This window comes from Pseudomonas sp. XS1P51 (assembly GCF_054897845.1).
The window spans coordinates 6,712,247-6,732,622 of record NZ_CM142707.1; the positions used below are offsets into that span (position 1 = coordinate 6,712,247).

Annotated in this window: 21 protein-coding genes, 1 tRNA gene and 1 pseudogene; 7 read left to right on the plus strand and 16 right to left on the minus strand. The window is 59.6% G+C overall.

Annotated features, from left to right (window positions below):
* Positions 1–90: 90 nt before the first annotated feature.
* Positions 91–254: pseudogene (locus ACYZUD_RS31025) on the minus strand (DMT family transporter); the annotation flags it as partial.
* Positions 255–359: 105 nt separating this feature from the next.
* Here ACYZUD_RS31025 and fos point away from each other — a divergent pair.
* The 5 genes from fos (at position 360) to ACYZUD_RS31050 (ending at position 3,768) form a co-directional block, all read left to right on the plus strand.
* Positions 360–776, plus strand: coding sequence for a fosfomycin resistance glutathione transferase (gene fos / locus ACYZUD_RS31030; protein ID WP_462021607.1), 417 nt, complete (start codon positions 360–362; stop codon positions 774–776).
* 64 nt (positions 777–840) lie between these two features.
* Positions 841–1,479 carry a LysE family translocator gene (locus ACYZUD_RS31035; RefSeq protein WP_462021608.1) on the plus strand — a complete coding sequence of 213 codons (639 nt, stop codon included), beginning with the start codon at positions 841–843 and terminating at the stop codon, positions 1,477–1,479.
* A gap of 85 nt (positions 1,480–1,564) precedes the next feature.
* Positions 1,565–2,914 (plus strand): sensor domain-containing protein, encoded by a 1,350-nt coding sequence (locus tag ACYZUD_RS31040; RefSeq protein ID WP_462021609.1) that lies wholly within the window; start codon positions 1,565–1,567, stop codon positions 2,912–2,914.
* A 116-nt stretch (positions 2,915–3,030) separates the two neighbouring features.
* A complete protein-coding gene (locus ACYZUD_RS31045) occupies positions 3,031–3,189 on the plus strand; it encodes a KGG domain-containing protein (protein WP_010462447.1) in 159 nt (52 codons plus the stop codon).
* Positions 3,190–3,264: 75 nt separating this feature from the next.
* Positions 3,265–3,768 (plus strand): DUF4142 domain-containing protein, encoded by a 504-nt coding sequence (locus tag ACYZUD_RS31050; RefSeq protein ID WP_462021610.1) that lies wholly within the window; start codon positions 3,265–3,267, stop codon positions 3,766–3,768.
* A 68-nt stretch (positions 3,769–3,836) separates the two neighbouring features.
* Here the strand turns inward: ACYZUD_RS31050 and ACYZUD_RS31055 are convergent, their stop codons facing one another.
* Complete coding sequence (locus ACYZUD_RS31055) at positions 3,837–4,247, minus strand: low affinity iron permease family protein (RefSeq protein ID WP_462021611.1); 411 nt, start codon at positions 4,245–4,247, stop codon at positions 3,837–3,839.
* 149 nt (positions 4,248–4,396) lie between these two features.
* Between ACYZUD_RS31055 and ACYZUD_RS31060 the strand changes: the two genes are divergently transcribed.
* Together ACYZUD_RS31060 and tam are read left to right on the plus strand one after the other, a co-directional pair.
* Positions 4,397–4,543, plus strand: a complete 147-nt coding sequence (locus ACYZUD_RS31060) for a hypothetical protein (RefSeq protein WP_462021612.1) — start codon at positions 4,397–4,399, stop codon at positions 4,541–4,543.
* A 137-nt stretch (positions 4,544–4,680) separates the two neighbouring features.
* Positions 4,681–5,451 carry a trans-aconitate 2-methyltransferase gene (gene tam, locus ACYZUD_RS31065; protein ID WP_462021613.1) on the plus strand — a complete coding sequence of 257 codons (771 nt, stop codon included), beginning with the start codon at positions 4,681–4,683 and terminating at the stop codon, positions 5,449–5,451.
* A gap of 381 nt (positions 5,452–5,832) precedes the next feature.
* Here tam and ACYZUD_RS31070 read toward each other — a convergent pair whose 3' ends face one another.
* The 14 genes from ACYZUD_RS31070 to ACYZUD_RS31135 form a co-directional block, all read right to left on the minus strand.
* Positions 5,833–6,096: a short-chain dehydrogenase gene (locus ACYZUD_RS31070; RefSeq protein ID WP_462021614.1), complete on the minus strand. Its 264-nt coding sequence runs from the start codon at positions 6,094–6,096 to the stop codon at positions 5,833–5,835.
* Positions 6,097–6,550: 454 nt separating this feature from the next.
* Positions 6,551–6,958 (minus strand): type II toxin-antitoxin system HicB family antitoxin, encoded by a 408-nt coding sequence (locus ACYZUD_RS31075; RefSeq protein ID WP_462021615.1) that lies wholly within the window; start codon positions 6,956–6,958, stop codon positions 6,551–6,553.
* Positions 6,959–6,995: 37 nt separating this feature from the next.
* The gene (locus ACYZUD_RS31080; RefSeq protein WP_462021616.1) at positions 6,996–7,175 is read right to left on the minus strand and encodes a type II toxin-antitoxin system HicA family toxin; all 180 of its coding nucleotides are present in this window, start codon (positions 7,173–7,175) and stop codon (positions 6,996–6,998) included.
* Between the two features lie 305 nt (positions 7,176–7,480).
* Positions 7,481–7,554, minus strand: a tRNA-Gly gene (locus ACYZUD_RS31085).
* A gap of 181 nt (positions 7,555–7,735) precedes the next feature.
* Positions 7,736–8,620, minus strand: coding sequence for an alpha/beta fold hydrolase (locus ACYZUD_RS31090; RefSeq protein WP_462021617.1), 885 nt, complete (start codon positions 8,618–8,620; stop codon positions 7,736–7,738).
* Between the two features lie 313 nt (positions 8,621–8,933).
* On the minus strand, positions 8,934–9,626 hold the full coding sequence (locus ACYZUD_RS31095; RefSeq protein WP_462021618.1) for a pseudouridine synthase: 693 nt from the start codon (positions 9,624–9,626) through the stop codon (positions 8,934–8,936).
* A gap of 58 nt (positions 9,627–9,684) precedes the next feature.
* Positions 9,685–9,879, minus strand: coding sequence for a cysteine-rich CWC family protein (locus tag ACYZUD_RS31100; protein ID WP_462021619.1), 195 nt, complete (start codon positions 9,877–9,879; stop codon positions 9,685–9,687).
* Positions 9,880–9,885: 6 nt separating this feature from the next.
* Positions 9,886–11,373, minus strand: coding sequence for a sensor domain-containing diguanylate cyclase (locus ACYZUD_RS31105; RefSeq protein ID WP_462021620.1), 1,488 nt, complete (start codon positions 11,371–11,373; stop codon positions 9,886–9,888).
* A gap of 264 nt (positions 11,374–11,637) precedes the next feature.
* Positions 11,638–13,416, minus strand: a complete 1,779-nt coding sequence (gene atzF, locus ACYZUD_RS31110; RefSeq protein WP_462021621.1) for an allophanate hydrolase — start codon at positions 13,414–13,416, stop codon at positions 11,638–11,640.
* A gap of 25 nt (positions 13,417–13,441) precedes the next feature.
* Complete coding sequence (gene uca / locus ACYZUD_RS31115; protein WP_462021622.1) at positions 13,442–17,074, minus strand: urea carboxylase; 3,633 nt, start codon at positions 17,072–17,074, stop codon at positions 13,442–13,444.
* A 303-nt stretch (positions 17,075–17,377) separates the two neighbouring features.
* Positions 17,378–18,019, minus strand: a complete 642-nt coding sequence (locus ACYZUD_RS31120; protein ID WP_462021623.1) for an urea amidolyase associated protein UAAP2 — start codon at positions 18,017–18,019, stop codon at positions 17,378–17,380.
* 11 nt (positions 18,020–18,030) lie between these two features.
* Positions 18,031–18,756 (minus strand): urea amidolyase associated protein UAAP1, encoded by a 726-nt coding sequence (locus ACYZUD_RS31125; RefSeq protein WP_462021624.1) that lies wholly within the window; start codon positions 18,754–18,756, stop codon positions 18,031–18,033.
* 13 nt (positions 18,757–18,769) lie between these two features.
* On the minus strand, positions 18,770–19,558 hold the full coding sequence (locus ACYZUD_RS31130) for an ABC transporter ATP-binding protein (RefSeq protein WP_462021625.1): 789 nt from the start codon (positions 19,556–19,558) through the stop codon (positions 18,770–18,772).
* Complete coding sequence (locus tag ACYZUD_RS31135; protein WP_046046146.1) at positions 19,555–20,370, minus strand: ABC transporter permease; 816 nt, start codon at positions 20,368–20,370, stop codon at positions 19,555–19,557. Before ACYZUD_RS31135 ends, ACYZUD_RS31130 begins: the two co-directional genes overlap by 4 nt.
* Positions 20,371–20,376: the final 6 nt, after the last annotated feature.

Below are 20,376 nucleotides of genomic sequence, written 5' to 3' on the forward strand. Positions count from 1 at the left end.
CTCGATCGGTGCCACGCCGCAGATCAAAGGTGGGAGCGAGCCTGCTCGCGATGACGGCCTGACAGTCAACATCTCACTGTCAGTTATCGCTCAACCGGCCGTCACCAAATCCTTCGCCGGCGAAGCACTGAACTGAATCAACACCACTCCCGCAATCAACAACCCCCGCCGCAAACACCCGCCGCAACGTCCTGCCGCTCCACCAATCCAAACAGCCCGAAGTGATCCAGCACCCGCGACGCCACCACTTGCCCGGTTGAATGGGCGGATCGGGCAGGGGATTTCGTGCTCGCCTCAAGATTTTCTTATGTTTACGCTCAGATACCGTTGATTCAGAACATACCCGTGAGGAAACAAAATTGCTGACTGGCCTCAATCACCTGACCCTCGCCGTCACCGACCTGAACCGCAGCGTGGCGTTCTATCAAGATGTGCTGCTATTCAAACCTGAAGCCATTTGGGACACCGGTGCCTATCTCTCGCTGCCGGGCTTGTGGCTCTGCCTGTCCCTCGACCCACTGCGCAACTGCGAACCCGCCGCCAACTACACCCACTACGCCTTCAGCATCAGCGCATCAAACTTCCCGCTCTTCGTCGAACGCCTGCGAACCGCCAACGTGCACGAATGGCGCGACAACCGCAGCGAAGGCGCATCGTTCTATTTCCTCGACCCGGACGGGCACAAGCTCGAGGCCCATGTCGGCGATCTGGCATCACGACTGGCGGCCTGTCGACAGCGGCCTTATGCCGGGATGAAGTTCTTCGACGATCAGTAACTCGATGCGCGGGGACCTGATATAGACTTGCGTGCATTCACCAAGTAGTTCAAAAGGCCTTCCAATGACCCCATCGCTGCTAATGGCCGTTCTCGCCTCGGGTTTTATCTACGGCATCACGCCGGGGCCAGGTGTATTGGCGGTGTTCGGGATTGGCGCAGCGCGTGGCCGGCGGGCGGGGGCCGGGTTTCTCTGCGGGCATTTACTGGGCGACGTGGTCTGGTGCAGTACCGCCCTGATCGCGATTGTCGGTGCCCGGGAAATCGGCAGTATCGCGTTCGATGTATTGGGTGTCATCAGCGGGCTGTATCTGTTCTGGCTCGGTTGGCGCGCGATTCGGGCTCGTCGCAGCAGTGCCGAGTCGCCTCAAGGCGCGGCGCGGCAGCCGTTCTGGCACGGCATTCTGTTCGGTTTGACCAATCCGAAAGCGTATCCGGTGGCGGTAGCGACCTTTACCGCGCTGCTGTCCAGCCGTGCAGAATTGCTGCACTGGTCGATGTTGCCATGGCTGATCGTCCTGAGTTTTGTCGGCGGCCTTATGGCCTACGCTATCCTCATTGGGATTGTGGGCGCGCGGCAGGTGCGTACGTTGTATCAACGGCATGAACTGGCGATCACCCGGTTGTGCGGGGTGATGTTTATCGGTTTCGCCATCAATGCCCTGGTGCATGCATTGCCGGGTTTGATGCCGAACAAGGCTTGAGGCTGATCGCAGGGAGGCGTCAGTTGTACTGATCGGTCAGGGATGGTTTTTTATTGCTGCATTGTTTGGACATGCTCTCTGCACCATGGCAACCAGAAATTCCGCGCCCCTGGCGAGCTACATCGATCTTTTGCTGGACGCCGTCTGTGCGGTCGACAAACAAGGTCGCTTCGTATTTGTCAGCGCGGCCTGTGAGCGCATATTCGGTTACACCCCGGACGAACTGGTCGGTCAACCGATGATCGATCTGGTGCACCCCGCCGACCGGCAGCGCACCCTCGACGCCGCGCGGGAGATCATGGGCGGCGACCCCAAACTCAACTTCGAAAACCGTTATGTGCGCAAGGATGGCCGCGTGGTGCACATCCTTTGGTCCGCTCGCTGGTCGGAGGTCGATCAGCTACGCATCGCCGTGGCCCGCGACATCACCGAGCGCAAGCAAGCAGAGTCCCGGCAAGCGGCGCTGTATGCGATCTCCGAGGCCGCCCATGCCGCGGAAGACTTGCTGGCACTGTTCAAACGCATCCACTTGATCATTGGTGAATGGTTGCCGGCGCTGAACTTCTCCGTCGCGCTCTATGACGAACACTGCGCGCAGCTCAATTTCCCGTACCACGTCGATGACAACGAGCCGCAACCCGAACAGCCTGGAACGGTCACCGGACGTCTGTGTGCCGAGGTGCTCCGCAGTGGTCAGCCGATTCTGCTGACCCCGGACAAGGACGACGCACCGGAGGGGTTTGAGCTACTGGTTGCGGGCCAGCATTCGCCTTGCTGGCTGGGTGTGCCACTGAACTCGCAAAACGGCACCATCGGCGCACTGATCGTAAAAAGCGTCGCGGGCGGCGAGCGCTACACCGAGCAAGACAAGGAGTTGCTGCAGTTCGTTTGCGCCCAGATCGCGACGGCGATCGAGCGCAAGCAATTGCACGCCCGGTTGCAGCGAATGGCCCAGTACGACCAACTGACCCAACTGCCCAATCGCGAGTTGCTCCGTGACCGGCTGAAAGCCTCACTGGCACTGGCCAAGGCCGAGAGCGGACGCATGGCGTTGCTGTACGTCGATCTCGACCGCTTTAAAGAGGTCAACGACACCCACGGCCATGCGGTCGGCGACATGCTGCTGCAAGCGGTCGCCAACCGCCTCAAGGGCTGTGTGCGGGAAACCGACACCGTGGCGCGCATTGGCGGTGACGAGTTCGTGGTGTTGTTGCACAGCATTCAGGCCTCGGAAGACGCTGATAGCGTGGCGGGAAAAATCCATCAGATCCTGGCTCAGCCGCTGCGGCTGGACGGCCACAGTGTGAACATCCAGCCGAGCATCGGCGTCGCGCATTACCCCGAGCACGGCACGGAAGAAGGCCAATTGTTCAGACACGCCGATGAAGCGATGTACGCCGCCAAACGCGAGAATCACCTGCGCATCGAAGCCTGACATTGCGCCACCGTTCGTCGCATCGATACCAGCTTTTCTAAACCTTTGCCGTGATGGAAATTCAGATTCTATGCGGGCTCCTGCTCGCTGCGATCATCACCAAGAGGTAGAGAATCATGCCTAATTCAAGAAACTCGAACTCGGGAAACTTCGCCAACGATCGAACGAAGGCGTCTGAAGCCGGTCGCAAAGGTGGGAAAACTACCACCACGACTGTCGATAAAGACCCAGCGAAACCCGATATGGGCCGCAAAGGCGGTCAGAAATCCAAATAGTGGGTGAAGGTAGTTTTGATTGAGAGGCGGGAGCGAAAGCTCCCGTTTGAATTTTTTCTTGAGGAGGGCGCGACCATGAGCCGGATGGCCACCCGATTACGCAATGCCAGCTTTGCCACGTTACTGGGCCTGTGTGCCAGCAGTGCCTTTGCCCAGTCCCCCGCCGAATTCATCAACGATGCCTCGGCCAAAGGCATGGCCGACATCGAAGCCAGTCGCCTGGCGCACCAGAAATCCGAGTCCAAGGAGGTCAAGGACTACACCATCGTCGTCATCAACGACCGCACCACCGCCAACCAGCATCTGGCGAAAATCGCCAAGCAACTCGACTTGCCGGTGGCCCCACGCGAAGAGGTGGTCGACAAGGCCAAAGCCTTGATGCCGGAAGTGAAAGAGGGCACGTCTTTTGACCAGGCTTATACCGCCAGTCAGGTGAAGACTACCCAGGAAGCCATCGAGCAGATTCAGCAGGTCGCGCAGACAACCGATGTGCCGGAAATCAAAGCCTTCGCTGAAGAAACCCTGCCCAAACTGCAAAACCACCTGGAAATGGCCAAGGCGTTGCAAGCCAGTCGCTAGACCAAGCATTTAACGGTGTTCAATGTAAACGGCGCGTGATTCACATCACGCGCCGTTTTTGTTTGTGCTCAGCACTCATTCAGATCCTGTTTGCGCTGGCTCGATGCCGCCAGCCCCGCCAGACCGTGTACGTCCTTTTCACCCATCGCGCGATAGTGTTTGCGCAGCGCTTCCAGCTGTTTGAGATCCAGCAGTTCAAGCCCCAGCATCGCGTTCTGCGCCTCCTTGTTCACGCGTAGCAACTCATCGATCTTCAAGTGCAGGATGTCGGTATCGCGGTTCTGCGTGTTCTGGATCAGGAACACCATCAGGAACGTGATGATGGTGGTCGAGGTGTTGATGATCAGCTGCCAGGTATCATTGAACTGGAAGATCGGCCCGCTCAACCCCCACAGACCAATCAGAATCAACGCGCCCATGAACGTCTTGGGACTGCCGGCCCACAGAGCGAGTTTCTGCGAGATTTTTGCGAATTTCATTGCCGTGTTCCTTATCGGGATGCGCCTGATTTTGTGACAGCGACGGCATGTTGAAAATTCTACTTACATTTGCGCGCGTCATGAAAAAGACGCAACCAATGGGCGCCGGAGGCAGTCACTACTTCAGTTCCTTGCCCTTGGAGAATCGGATGAACCTCGCTCGCCTGTTTTGCCTTTCCTGCTGCCTGCTCGCGTTGCAAGGCTGCTTCGATAATTCGGATAACGAAACCAAAGACAATACGGATGGCACCCGGTCTTCGGTGCAGATGCAGGATAAGGAAGCTGCGGATAAATAGTGTTCGCGCCCATTACTCGACCTGTAGAGGGCGTTGCGTCTGACTTTTACTTAGGTCGGTAGGGCGGAATGCGCTCGTCGATGTATCGTAGCGAACCGGTTGTCCGCATCACGACAACGCACCGACAGGAGAACGCAATGAGTTGGTCCGCCAAACAATACGTCGCTTTTGAAGATGAACGCACGCGCCCGGCCCGTGACTTGCTGGCCGCGATTCCCGGCGCGGACGTGCGCTCGGCCATCGACATCGGTTGCGGCCCCGGTAACTCGACTGAGCTGCTGGTGGAACGCTTCGCCAATGCCACGGTGCGTGGGCTCGACAGTTCGACCGATATGATCGAGGCCGCCCGCAAGCGGTTGCCGCAGGTGCAATTCGACACCGCTGACATCGATACCTGGAACGAGAACGGTCCCTTCGATGTGATTTTCGCCAACGCGGTGCTGCAGTGGCTGCCTGACCACGCAACGTTGCTGCCGGCACTGGCGAGCAAGCTTTCTTTCGGTGGCAGTCTGGCGATTCAGATGCCGGACAACCTCAACGAACCGTCCCATCGCCTGATGCGCGAAGTGGCAGCCGATGGTGCTTGGGGTGGCAAACTGGCGGGCGCCGCCGGGCAGCGAACGGAGATGGAGAGTGCCAGCGGTTACTACGAGATGCTGCGACCTCACTGTTCCCGTGTCGACGTATGGCGCACGACTTACCATCACCCGCTGGCGGGCGGCGCGTCTGGCGTGGTCGAGTGGTTCAAGGGCAGTGGCTTGCGGCCTTTTCTCGATCCGTTGAATGAGGAAGAGCGGGCGCAGTACCTCAAGCAGTATCAGGCGGCAATCGAGCGGGCTTATCCGGCGCAGGCCGATGGTTCGGTGCTGCTGCCGTTTCCGCGGTTGTTTATCGTCGCGACTCGCTAAGTGCAAAAAAAGGACGGATAACGCTGCAGTTATCTGTCCTTTCGCCGGGTACTCAAGTATTCAAAAATAAACGAAGCAAAGCCGAACAACCCGATCATTGAAATGATCATGATCCCCAACTCTGAATGCTCCATGTTGATCTCTTGGCGATGTGTGAGGGGGCACAATAAATTATCTGTGGTGAGGCTCAATGCAGCGCTACGGCTTCTTTACTGGCTTGCGGGGATCTATACGCAAAATATACGTGGGGCGGCAAAAGAATCACTCAGCGCTTAACGCTGACCGGCAGCAAGCTCCCTCGCCACAGTAATTCGTCGCTCGTTCTATCTGTTAACGGAACGGCAAGAGCACCCGGAAAGGTGCCCCCATTTCCCGTCAGAACTATTCCGCATCCATGCGTCGAGCGACAACGTCCAGCACATCGCAACCGTCGCGCAAGGGTATGCAGCAAAGCAATGCGAAGTCGCTGAGAATCACCGAGTCAGTTGTGATGTCGCCACGCATCGCGAGGTTTTCCAGGACCTGCGTCACCGCACCAATTCTGTAGCGGGCGGAGCTAAGAAGGGAATGCAGCGGCTGGGTGGTGTTGACGTAGAAAGTGGGAAGGTCGTCGGCGTTGCTGGTTAAAGCCATGTATTCATTCATGAGTGGTTACCATATCGGAGGGAAGACCTACCACTCAATCGTCGCCAAACAATAGGGTGGTAGCTGTACGTGGGTTGGCGAACCGGGACATGGTAAAACCGGCAGACCCTAGGGTCTCCCACGCACAGCCACCAAAAAAGAGGCAGCCAAGTGCGTTCAAAAGCGCTCCGAGAAATTCTCGGAGGCTTCTGTACCAGTCATCGAGTCGCCAAACCCGATACGCCATTTGGGCGCGCTCGGACTATAGGTCTCATGACAAAGGCACAGCAATGGACAAGTGTACGGACAATTCCCAGAGTCGTGTAGGACGTTGCTTTTTCGACAATTGGCCACTTTCGTGCCACTGGTGGATGGGCGAAAAGCATCAGCGTTTCACCAAATTCCGGCCATAAAAAAACCGGCCACGTGGGGGGCCACGTGGGGCCGGTTTGTGCATCTTGAAAAAACAAAGTCATCAGCTCTGCTGCAACACCTTAAGCGCTGCCGAAGCCAGAAAACCTGAACGGCTTTTCTCCTCGGGATGATGCAGTACGTACTCATCGATACGGTTGAGCAGATAGCCGGGTAGTGTGATGTTCAGCTTCTGGGCTTTGCCCAGATATTTGGTGACATCAATATCCACCAGAGCCCAAGTGCAGCCTGAATATTGCGGATTGGCAACATGTAAGGTGATTTTGTTGGCCGGTGGAATCGGCGAACCGTCCTCAGCCAGAATCTCGAAATGGCCCTCAATGGCTTCACGAGCCATAGCCATCGCATCATCCAGATCTTCACCGGCGGAGTAGCAACCCGGAATATCCGGCACTTCCACGCCCCATGCGTGTTCGTTGTCGCCCATTGAAATTGCAATTGGGTAAAGCATGTTCATTGTCCTTCTGAGATGCCGCGCATTGAGATCGTCAACGCAGCGCCTGTTGCAAAATACTCATGGCCGTTTTTTTGAGTAAATCCTTTTTCGGATGAGGAACTGTCACGAGACCCGGTTTGGTCGGATGCTTAAAGTGATGGTGACTACCCCTGATCCGAACCAGGTACCAACCATCCGCGACGATTTGGCTAATCAAAAATCGGCTATTCACATCACCTCCCGGTGGTGTGCTTAGGTGGTTACTATACCTACTGAACTTTTATGATCAACACTATAACCACTGAGTCCTCTCGGGCACCAATGGTCAGGTGGTAAGAAAACATCCTAGGAGAGCGTGAGGGGGTGGTTCGCGGATAGCCTCAAATGAGGCGTTTTCTGTATTGCAGGATTTTTCCATCACCATCGAAGCGGTTGCCTGGCTCATTTTTCAGGCATAAAAAAACCGGCCACTTGGGCCGGTTTTTTGTGTTGCTGCATCCCCCGTCAAAACCACCCTGACGTGAGACTAAATTCGATTGGAGCGGGTGAAGGGAATCGAACCCTCGTTATCAGCTTGGGAAGCTGGAGTAATGCCATTATACGACACCCGCTCAGAGCGGCTGACTTTGTACCAGATGTGCGCGTGGAAATGAAGTTTTTCTTTGCGCGGGATGGCTTTAGCGCAGGTGAAACAAGACATCAGACCGGGTGACGGTCGTTCGCGGGCAAGCCTCGCGCCTACAAGAATGCGTTTAACGCTATAGGGCGAAGCTTGCTCGCGATGACGCTGTTTCAGATTGCGAATGCATGGTGGTCCTGGACGTAGTGGTAACGCGGTCGGCTTGCCAGTTGCTCAGGTTTCAGGAAACCGAGCAGTGCGTTGCGGCTGTCCCGGCAGGCGGCTTTGTGTTCCATGTCGAGAAAGTGGCCCGTCGCGTCCAGCGTCGTGAAGGTGGCGTGTTTCACGTGATCGGCGAATAACCGGGCGCCATCGGCGGCGGTGTATTCGTCCCATTCGCCGTTCATGAACAGCACTGGCACGTTGATCTTTTCAGCGGCTTTGAGGAAGCACTGGCGATCGCTGTGCAGCAGGTCGCTGATGTGGAAGTGCATCTGCCCGTATTCATGCTCGGCCAGGGAGCTGACGTGGCGATAGTTGAAGCGTTTGAACAGGGTCGGCAGGTGTTTGCCGATGGTGCTGTTCACCAGGTTGCCGACCCGGTCGCCGTCCCGGCTGCCGAGGTAATCGATGCCGCGCTCGAGGTAATCGAGCATGTGCGCATTGATCTCCGGGGAGAACGAGCTGATCACGGCTTTTTCGATGCGTCGTGGCCGTTGGGCCAGGGCAACCAGGGTCGCGGCGCCACCCCAGGAAAACGACAGCACGTGTTCGGCGGCGAAGTGGTCGATCAGCTCCAGGAGGATCTGCCCTTCGACTTCCTTGGTCAGCAATTTCTCATGCAGGTTGTGGGCTTTTGACTTGCCCGCGTAGGGCTGGTCGTAGCAGACCACATTGAACTGCGGATGAAGGTTTTTCACGGTCTGTGCAAACGACGCAGTCGTGGCCATCGAGCCGTTGACCAAGATAATGGTCTTCTCTGCGGCGTCTGCGCGATAGAACTCCGTGTAAACCCGATACTGACCCTGTATATCCAGCACAGCGATTTCTGGCCTCATGTCATAAGACTCCTGGCAAGCGGGTATGCGCGCAAATGAGATTGCACGAGCTTTGTGACAGGTAGGCATACGCCTGGAATTTGAGAGGCCCATGTCGATCCATTGCAGTCCGGTCGACGGGTATTGTTATTGGCGGGCAGTCTGCCGGTGCACCGCGGAACCTGAGGGTTCTCTACCGACAAAAAGTTTCTTAGAAGTATATTGTGACTCGTCGGTCACATTTCGGCCGACGTCCTGATTCAAGCAGGGGTCACGTCATCACGCAAGTGTCATTCGTAAATTGTTCGACAACTTCTGCTGAGCGGTCGTCTGCTTAGATCGATTGGATCTCTTCGGTGCGCAACGCGCGGTATTTGCCCGGTTTTAGCGCATTGTCGAGTACCAACGGGCCCATGCGTTCGCGGTGCAGGCGCAACACTTTGTTGTCGAAGTGGCCGAACATCCGCTTCACCTGGTGATAACGGCCCTCGACGATGCTCAGGCGTGCCGACTTTGGTCCAAGCACGACCAGTTCGGCCGGTTGCGTGGTGAGGTCTTCGAAGGCGAAATACAGGCCCTCGGTGAACTTGATCGCGTACTCGGGGCCGATGGTCTGCTCGGTCTCGACGTAATACACCTTGGGCAATTTGGTCTGTGGTTGGGTCAGACGTCGCGACCAGCTGCCGTCGTTGGTGATCAGCATCAGGCCGGTGGTGTTGAAATCCAGGCGCCCGGCGATGTGCAGGTCTTCGCTGTCCGGCTCGTGGATCAGGTCGAGTACGGTCGGGTGCTCTGGATCACGGGTAGCGCTGACGCAACCAGGCGGCTTGTGCAGCATGAAGTAGCGTGCGGGCTTGCCGGCTTGCAGCACTTGCTCATCGACTTCGACGCGGCTGAATTCCAAGACCTCAGCGTGCGGGTCGCTGACGATTTTTCCGTCGATCCTGACGCGCTTTTCCACCAGCAACAGGCGCACCTGCTTACGGTTGAAGCGGGGCAGGTTGCTGAGGAAGCGGTCAACGCGCATGACAAGGGAATCGACAGGAAAAGGGCCGCACATCTTACGTGATCGGCCGGGCGCTTGCTTACAACTGCGCCTCGACCTGCGCGCAGCGTGGGCACAGGCAGGACTTGTCGCGCAGTTCGGGCGGCAGCGCTTCTAGCACCGCCGGGTCGATGCTGACGCCGTAGCACCAGCAAGCGCGATCGGCGGTTCGAGGGTCGGCCAGGGTGCAGTCGTTGGACGCACCGCAGGCCGGGCAGCATTCAGGTTTATTCATGTAGGACTATGCATAACTGGAGTGAGGCATTTCCACGCAGGTTCGGTTACGACCGGATTGCTTGGCCCGATACATCGCATGATCGGCCCGCGAGAGCAGCATGTGCAAGGTGTCATCGGTTTGCAGCGTGGTAACGCCGATGCTGACTGTCAGCTGCAATGCCTGATCGTTGTAGGCATAACGCTGTTGTTCGACATGTTGACGAATTTTCTCGGCGATCATCAGACCGGTCTCACCGTCGGTGTCCTTGAGTAGCACGATGAATTCTTCACCGCCCCAGCGACAGACAATGTCGGAGTGCCGCAGGCAACTCTCCAGATCCCGTGCGAAGCCGATCAGCACCTGATCGCCGGCCAGGTGGCCGTAGGTGTCGTTCAAGACTTTGAAGTGGTCCAGATCCAGCAGCAACGCGGTCAGCGGTTTGGGCTCGCGCTGGGCCTCGTGCATGGCTTGCGCGGCCAACAGGTCGAAGCCGCGGCGGTTGGGCAACTCGGTCAGGCTGTCGAGCGTCGCCTGAGCCTGGATCTTGCCCTGGTAGCGCTTGATGACCTGGTTGAGCAGGGCCAGCACGATCAGCGTGACGATCAGGCAGATCAGCAGGTTGAGGTACAGCGACTGGCGGATTTCACTGAGGGCACCGTCTTCGCGTTTATCGACGAACAGGTACCAGTTCAGCTCCGGGATGAACCGCACGTTGAGGAAATGTCCCTGGCCCTGGACGGAATATTCGTAGCTGCCGCTGTGGGGTTTGGGCAGTTGGCTGACCAGGCTCTTCATGCTGTCGAGTTCGCCGAGGGTCTGCCCGACTCGCGAGCCTTGTGGGCCGCCGTCGGCACCGGTGAGCACCAGGCGTCCGAAGGTGTCGACGAAATACACGCTGCGCTGGTAGCGCTGCTGGTACTTGTCGATCAGCTTGATCACCGCATCGACGGTCAGTCCGACACCCGCTGCGCCGATGAAACGGTTGTTGTAGTCGTAGACTTTGTAGTTGATGAAGAAGGTCAGGTTGTCCTTGTTGGCCATGTCCGGGTCGACGTTAATCTCGTAGGGATCGACCATGTCGCGCACGCGGAAGTACCAGGCATCGCGAGGCTCGTCGACTTTGACCTGCTTGAGCACGCCTTTGGCGTGATAGTAGGTCAGTGATGTGTTGGAGACGAAAAACGCGGTGTAGGCACCGTAGTGGGTCATGACTTCGTTGAGGTAACGGGTCATTTGTTCGGGGTTCTGCTCGCCGCTTACCACCCAGTCACGCATGAAGGTGTCGCGGGACATCATCGAGGAAATCAGGATCGGTCTGACGAGGTCTTTCTGGATTTCCGAATAGACCGTGTCCGATGTCAGCGGCAGTTCGGTGTTGACGATGTTGTCGCGGATCGAGGCGCGCGACGCGTAGTAACTGAGGAATGAGGTCGCGAGAAAGCCTGCCCCCAGCAGCGCGATCAGCGTAAGGACCAGCGAGCGTTGTGAATACAGCGGCGAGCGAAGCGGCATGACGATTCCGTTGGCAGTGACCCGATGGCAAGCATTCTAGTGGCACGGCGGGGAAATAACTGCGGCATTTGTAGGGCGAATCGGCAAGGATCAGCGGCTGGGGCGCATTGGCTGACGTCTTCGCGGGCAAGCCTACAGGTACAGCGCGGTCCATGTGGGAGCGAGCCTGCTCGCGATTGCGGAGTGTCAGGCGACATTATTTTTGCCTGTTAGACCGCCATCGCGAGCAGGCTCGCTCCCACAGGTTCTGATCGTTCCTACGTGCTAGCCAAGGCTTTTCAAGTAAGCACGCCATCCGCCTAGATGACTGATATCCACCGCGCCCTCCAGCCCATACGCCTCACAGATAAACCCGCTCTCCCAACGCCCATCCGTCAGTTGCACCTTGCCCAAACCCAGCGGCGCCGGGATCCCGGTCAGGAACGAACCCAGTTCACTGCTCGGCAATTCCCACACTTCCACTGCAATCGCTACGCCACCGTCCTTCACCCGAACCATCCCGGGACGAAACGGCGGGCCGCCGGCCAATGCATACAGTTGATAATCCGGTGAGCTGAACGTCGTCTCTACCAGCCGAGCCCCGCGCCGCTTCAGTTGCCAGTTCAACGCCAACCCGTCCAGATGCGCGCCACACACCACGAGCCGTGCGCGATCATTGCGCGCGACAGTCGTCGGCGCCGATAACCTCGAACCTTGCTGACGCTGCAGCGCATCCGCCACACCCAACAAATACTGATCGGTAAACGCCCGGCCAAACAGCGTCACACCCCAAGGCAGGCTGTTGCCCATGAGTCCGCTGGGCACGGCGACGGCGGCGTAATCGAGCAGGTTCATGAAGTTGGTGTAGTAACCCAGTTCCGAATTGCGCAGCACCGGTTCGGCCGCAAGCTCCGCCAGCGTGACGGCGCGGCCGATGGTTGGCGTGAGCACGCAATCAAGGTGTTCCAGCGCTCTGTCACACACGGCTTTCAGGGCTTGCAGCCGATACTGGGCACGGAAAGTTTGCACGCCGCTGACTGCCGGAGCCTTGGCCAGCACCGCGCGAATCACCGGCAGCACGGCTTGCGGGTTTTGCTCCATCAACTCGCCAGCCACGCTGTAGCGTTCGGCTACCCACGGTCCCTCATAGAGCAATCGAGCCGCTTCGAGGAATGGCGACATATCCAGTTCAACCGCTTCACCGCCCATGGCCTTGAGCTGGTCGATGGCATCGCCGAACAACAACGGGCCTTCAGGGCAACCGAAGAACTCCAGGTCCTGCGCACGCGGCACGCCGAAACGGAAGGGGCGTGGTGCACCGAACGCCGAACCGTCGTTCCACAGCGGATTGCTGCGGCTGTATTCATCTCGCGGGTCGAGGTGCGCCGTGAGCGCCAGTAGCTGGCTGGCTTCCCGAGCGGTCGCGGTGAAAGTCGTCACGCAGTCCAGCGTGCGGCAGGCCGGCACCACGCCCGCCGTGGAGATCAACCCTTTGGTGGCTTTCAACCCGACCAGGTTGTTCAGCGCTGCGGGCACACGTCCCGATCCCGCCGTGTCCGTGCCCAACGAAAAACTCGCCACGCCGAGCGCCACCGCGAGCGAAGACCCGGCGCTGGAACCACCTGACGGATACTCCGGCAACACGCTGTTGGGGCAAGCGCCATACGGCGAGCGACTGCCGTTGAGGCCGGTAGCGAACTGGTCGAGGTTGGTCTTGCCCAGCGGAATCGCCCCCAGCGCCAGCAATTGCTCGACGATGGTCGCCGAACGTTCCGGCACGTAGGCAAACGCGGGGCACGCCGCTGTGGTCGGAATGCCCGCCAGGTCGATGTTGTCCTTGATCGCGAACGGCACGCCGTACAGCGGCAAGCTGTCGATGTCACGACCGTCGAGCGCGGCGAGGTACGGTTCCAGCTCTTCAACACTGAGCAAGTGGATGAACAGGTGATAGTCCGGGTTCAACGCCGCGGCTTTATCGCGCAGGCTCAGCAGCAGTTCACGGGGCGTGATGTTGCCGACGCGATAAGCGCTGCGCAGGGCGTCGAGTTGCAGATTGATGTTCATGGCGTTAATCCTTTTCAAAATGGGTTCAGTCGAGTTCCAGCACCACGACGCGCTGTCCGGCGCGCACCGCCGAACCCGGTTGCACGCGAATCTCGCGCACCACACCGGCCATGGGCGCGAGCAGCGGGATTTCCATCTTCATCGACTCCAGAATCACCAGCACATCACCGGCGGCGACGCGGCTGCCGGTCTCGACCTGAACCTGCCAGAGGTTGCCGGCGATGTGGCTGTCGACGCTCTGTTGACCGCTGGCCAGTGGTGCATCTTCGGTCACTTCCGGAGCCAGTTCTTCGCTGTCGAAATGCGCCTGGCCACTGGCGATCCAGCGCTCGCGTTCGGCGTTGAACGCGCCTTTTTGCTGATCGCGAAAGGCTGCGATGGTCTCGGCTTCTTTCGCCAGGAAGGCCTGGTAGTCCGCCAGATTCAGCTGGCTGTGTTCAATGTTCAGATCGAAACGCCCGAGGGGGAAATCCCGTCGAATGCGCAACAGTTCATCGGCGCTCACCGGGTAAAAACGGATCTGGTCGAAGAACCGCAGCAGCCACGGTTTGCCATCGAACGCAGCGACTTCGCGGTAGCGGTTCCACATCTGCAACGTGCGGCCGACGAACTGATAACCGCCGGGGCCTTCCATGCCGTACACGCACATGTAGGCACCACCGATGCCCACCGAGTTTTCGGCGGTCCAGGTGCGGGCCGGGTTGTACTTGGTGGTCACCAGACGATGCCGCGGATCGAGCGGAGTGGCGACCGGTGCGCCGAGGTAGACATCGCCCAGACCCATGACCAGGTAACTGGCGTCGAACACCGTGCGCTGCACTTCGTCGAGGTTGGGCAGGTCGTTGATGCGACGGATGAACTCCAGATTGCTCGGGCACCACGGTGCGTCCTTGCGCACGGTGGTCATGTATTTCTCGATCGCCAACTGGCAGGCCGGGTCGTCCCAGGACAGCGGCAGATGGACGATGCGCGAAGGCACTTGCAGGTCTTTGGCGGCGCACACGGCGTCCCATTCACCGGAGACGATGCCGAGCAGATCGGCCAGTGGCAGTTGTTCGGGTTGGTAGTGCACTTGCAGCGAACGGATGCCCGGCGTCAGGTCGATCACGCCATGCAGGTGTTTGCTTTCCAGCGCTTGCATGAGGGCGTGGGCGCGGAAGCGCAGGACCAGGTTCAGTTCGGGCGCACCGATTTCCAGCAGTAGATGCGTGTCGCCGGACAACCGGGCAACCAACCACGTATCGCCCTGACCAAGATCCAATACCACAGGCGACACAACCCCCTGTGGGAGCGAGCCTGCTCGCGATGAAGTTGACGCGGTGTCTGATCTGGCCCCATCGCGAGCAGGCTCGCTCCCACAGGGATTCCATTTCAGGGCGAGATGGCGGGCGGTTTTCAGATCGACCGGGACGAACTGAATTTTATCCCCGGCCTTGAGCTGCCCAAGCTGACAAAGATCCGCTTCGATCACCGTCACCGGGCATACAAATCCACCCAGGCTCGGACCGTCGGGACCGAGGATCACCGGCATATCACCCGTGAAATCCACAGCCCCGATGGCATACGGATTGTCATGAATATTCGACGGATGCAGACCTGCCTCGCCACCATCCGCGCGCACCCATTCAGGCTTCGGCCCGATCAACCGAACACCGGTTCGGCTGGAGTTGAAGTGCACTTCCCACTGCGTGGTGAAGAAGGTGCCGATGTAGTGTTCGGTGAAGTATTCCGGCGCGCCATGCGGGCCGTAGATCACCCGGATTTGCCGCACGGCAGGCAACTCGGTGACCTGTTGTTCAGACAGTTGTTGACCGGCGCTGCGGTCGCTCAAGGCCGGCACATGCAACACATCCCCGGCCCGCAACGCTCGACCGCCATGACCACCGAACTGCCCCAGTGTGAAGGTACTTTTGCTGCCCAGATAATCCGGCACTTGCAGACCGCCGCGCAGGCACAGATAGCTGCGTGCGCCTGCACCGGCAATCGTGCCCAAGCTCAAAGTAGCGCCTGCGGGAATCAGCAGCGCAGTGTTCATCGCTACGGTCTCACCGTTCAGCGTCAGTGGAATCGTCGCGCCGGTCACCGCCACAACGGCATCGCAATTGAAGCGCAGCAACGGCCCGCTCATGGTGATTTCCAGCGCCGCTGCACCTTCGTCATTGGCCAGCAAAAGGTTACCCAACCGCAGCGCACGGCTGTCCATCGGCCCCGACGGCGGCACGCCCACCGCCCAATAGCCGAGACGACCGGGATAGTCCTGAACGCTGGTCTGCGTGCCGGCGCTGAGCACTTCAAACGTGTTGGCCTGATACACCAGACCTTCCAGGCAACGGGTCCACGGTTGGCCGCTGGCGAAGGGTGCATCCAGCAGAATCTGGCGCAAGTAATCGCGGTTGGTTTCCACCCCGTAGAGCAGGCTGTCGCCCAAGGCCTGATGCAGACCAGCAGCCGCTTCTTCGCGGCTCGGCGCCCAACTGATGACTTTGGCGATCATCGGATCGAAGTACGGGGGGATCTCGCAACCGGCTTCAACCCAGGTGTCGATCCTTAAAAGTTTGCCATCGGCGACGGGGAAATTCACAGCAGTGAGCAGGCCAGGGCTCGGCTGAAAATCCCGACCCGGATCCTCGGCATAGAGCCGCGCCTGAATCGCATGGCCGTCGGCTTTCAGCCCTCGGCTCAACTCACTCAATGGCGGCAAATCACCGGCCGCCAGTTCCACCATCCAACGCACCAGATCCACGCCCCACACTTGCTCGGTGACGCCGTGCTCCACCTGCAAGCGGGTGTTCACTTCCAGAAAGTAGAAACGTTGCGCCTCGCTGTCGAAGACGAATTCCACCGTGCCGGCGCTGCGGTAGTTCACGGCTTTTGCCAGTTTGATCGCTGCTGCACAAAGCGCTTCGGCCATGCCGTCAGGCAGGTTCGGCGCCGGGGTTTCCTCAAGGACTTTCTGGTTGCGTCGCTGTACCGAGCAGTCACGCACGCCGAGGGCAATCACTTCACCCTGGCCGTCGCCAAACACCTGGACTTCCAGGTGCCGGGCACGCTGGATGTACTTCTCGATGAACACACCGGCATCGCTGAAATTGTTCTGGCCGAGGCGTTTGACCGCTTCGAAGGATTCGCTCAGTTCGGCCGCGCTGCGGCACACACGCATGCCGATGCCACCACCGCCAGCGGTACTTTTGAGCATCACCGGATAGCCGACCTGTTCGCCGGCGATCAACGCCGCGTCGAGGCTGTCGAGCAGTTCGGTGCCTTCGAGCATCGGTACGCCGTGTTGCTTGGCCAAGGCGCGAGCCGTGTGCTTGAGGCCGAACACACGCAGTTGCTCCGGCGTCGGGCCGATGAAGGCAATGTTGGCGGTTTCGCAGGCTTCGGCAAACGCAGCATTTTCCGAGAGGAAACCGTAGCCGGGATGGATCGCCGTGGCGCCGGTGGCTTTGGCGATGGCGAGGATTTTGTCGACGGCCAGATAGGTGCCGGCGGCAGCGCCTTCACCGAGGCTGTGGGCTTCATCGGCCTGCAGGATGTGCAGGCTGGCGATATCGGCTTCGGAATAAACGGCGACGCCCTTGACCTGCAACTCACGCAAGGTTCGCAGGATGCGGCAGGCAATGGCGCCACGGTTGGCAATCAGGACTTTTTCGAACATGGCAAAACCCCTGGAGGCGATAGCGCATCAGCCTCGACCTGGGATGCGGGCCGTCCCGCAGTTTTTCGATAGGCGCCGAGGTCGTCCTCGACGGCAAAATCAATGCTCTTTAGAACACCACCGAACCTGTGGGAGCGAGCCTGCTCGCGATAGCGTCGGCACATTCGAAATTGATGTGACTGACACTCCGCCATCGCGAGCAGGCTCGCTCCCACACTAGATTTTGGTGTTTTTACTTTTTGAGGCATTGGCCGGAGCGGGCCTGGCACAAGACAAACAACCACCGCCGCAACCGCGCTAATTTCAGTTCCATACCAGTAGCTCCGCAGGGGTCGGGTTGTAGGCATTGCACGGGTTGTTCAGTTGCGGGCAGTTGGAGATCAGCACGATCACGTCCATCTCGGCTCGCAGGTCGACGTATTTGCCTGGCGCCGAAATCCCGTCCTCGAACGTCAGCCCGCCATCCGCCGTGACCGGCACGTTCATGAAGAAGTTGATGTTCGGCCCGATGTCGCCCTTGCCCAGCCGCCCGTCGTGGACGCAGGCCCGCAGGTAGTTGTCGCGGCAGCTGTGCATGTAGCGTTTCTCCAGCGCGTAACGCACGGTGTTGCTCTCCTGGGCGCAGGCGCCGCCGAGGGTGTCGTGGCGGCCGCAGGTGTCGGCGACGATGGTCAGCATCGGCTTGCCAAGGTTGGAATAGAGCACGCTGCCGGTGCTCAGGTAGACACTGTTCTGCCGGCGTAACGTGCGTTGCACGTCGTAGCGTTCTTTAGGGTTGGCGACGCTGTAGAACAGGGTGTCAACGGCCTGATTGCCTTCCAGGTCGAGGATGCGCAAGGTCTGGCCGGCCTTGACCTCCATCAGCCAGGGTTCGCCGGCGGGGATGGTGGCGCGGTAGACCGCATTTTCAGGCTGCTGTTGAGCAGTGGCGATTGCGAGTGACATGGCAGCGATCCTCAGGCGAACAGGCGGTCGGTGTTGATAAAGCCGCGCTCGTTTTCCGGGCGCGAGGTACGGCAGTGTTCGGCGACGCTGGCGTCGGCGTTCATCCAGCTGAGCTTCAGGGGTTTTGGTGCGTATTCAGGTGTCGGGTCCATCGGATGCTGAAGGGCGGTCAGCACCACCAGCGTGTCCATCGGCGCGTACAACTCGATGTAGTCGCCAGCCTTGGAGTTGTCTTCGACGAAGTGGAAACGTCCGGTTTCATCGACGTTCACACGGCTGAACAGGTTGAGGGTCATCAGTAGGTCGGACAGACCCAGCCCCCACTTGCCCAGCTCTACCAACAGGTTGTCGGTGCCGTTGCGAAAGAAGCCGTTGCGCAGTTCCTGATAGCGGCCCTGGCCGTATTTGTCCGCGACTTCTTCGGCGCAGAGCACGCCGCCGAGGCTGTCACTCCAGCCGCAGGTATCGGCGGTGATGGCCGCCAGCACGCGTCCCATGTCCGAGTACAGGCAATGGCCGGTGGTGAGCTTGGCGGTGTGTTGGCATTTGAGGCTGTCGGGCAGGTTCAGGCGTTCGGTTTTTTCATTGGCGTTGAGCAGCGTCAGGCTGACGTTGGCGCCACCGCGCAGGTCGGTCAGGCGCAGCAGTTGGCCGCGTTTCAAAACGAAGGAGCGATGGCCGCCGCCGGGGAGCATTTCTTCGGCGAAGGGCGGGAACAGTTGAGTCGAATCAGTCATGTGCAAAATCCTCTTAAGCGGTGCGAAGCGCGCCTGCCAACTGAGCCGGCAAGGCATCGACGGCGGCGCGGTTGGCGCGGCGGTCGCTGTTCAAAGGGATGTCGTAGGTAATGCGCGCGCCATAGGCGCCGGGGGCGTGCGGGTCAATGCGGACCTTGTCGAACACCAGCAGGCGGGTGCCGAGGCTGAACCCTTCGGACAGGTCGTGGGTGACCATGAACACCGTCAGTTGCGTCTCGCGCCACAGCTCCAGCAACAGGCTGTGCATGTCCTTGCGGATGCCCGGATCGAGGGCGCCGAACGGCTCGTCGAGCAGCAACACCCGAGGTTTCATGATCAGCGCCTGGGCGATGGCCAGCCGTTGCTGCATGCCACCTGAAAGTTGCGCCGGGTACTTGTCCAGCGAGTGGCCGAGGCCGACTTTGTGCAGCAACACTGAGGCTTGTTCGCGCGCATCTTTTTTAGCGCTGCCGAACAAGCGCCCAAGCAGCGGCGAGCGTGGTAGTTCGAGGCCGAGGGCAACGTTGTCCAGCACGGTCAGGTGCGGGAACACCGAGTAGCGCTGGAACACCACGCCACGGCTGGCATCGGGTTCGCCTGCCAAGGCTTGGTCATCCAACAGAATCTCGCCGCGACTGGCGCGTTCCTGGCCGAGCAACAGCCGCAGGAAGGTCGATTTGCCGCAACCCGACGCGCCGACCAAGGTGCAGAACTCACCCTCGTTGACGTTCAGATTCAGCCCTTCGAGCACCACCTGGTCGGCGTACTGCTGCCAGACGTTTTTTACCGTGATGAAGCTCATGCCCGGGCTCCTTCATACCAAGGGAACGCCCGTTGGGTCAGGCGCTTGAGGCCCCAATCCATCAGCCAGGCGAGCAGGGTGATCCACACCACGTAAGGCAGAATCACGTCCATCGCCAGGTAGCGGCGCACGAGGAAAATCCGGTAGCCGAGGCCGTCGGTGGACGCGATGGCTTCGGCGGCGATCAGGAACAGCCACGCCGACCCCAGCATCAGCCGCAGCGAGATCAGCAGACGCGGCAGCAATTGCGGCAGCACCACCCGCAGCATCAACGTCCAGGTCGAAGCGCCGAGGGTCTGGGCCTTGATCAGCAACTCGACCGGAATTTCCCGGGCGCGCTGCTCCAGATCGCGGGCCAGGCACGGGGTGATGCCGATCACGATCAGCATCACTTTCGACAACTCCCCCAACCCGAACACGATGAACAGAATCGGCAGGATCGCCAGCGGCGGCACCATCGACAGCACCGTCAGCAGCGGCGATAACGGTGCGCCGAACAGCGGCAAGGTGCCGGCGGCGATGCCCAGGCACAGCCCGGCCAACGCGCTGATGCCAAGACCAATGGCCAGCCGTCTCAGGCTGGACGCGGTGTCTTGCCAAAGCAGGTATTCACCGGTGCGACTGTCCGCCGTGAAAGCCAGGCGTTTCACCGCGTCGGTCATCTGCACCGCGCTGGGCAGCAGCTTGTCGTTGGGGTTGTCTGTCAGCCGCTCGGCCGAGCCCATGAAGTAGGCGAACAGCACCAGGGCGAACGGCAGGATCACCAACAGCAGGCGACTCGGGCGATCCGGGTGGCGATTGATCAGGCGCATGGCCAG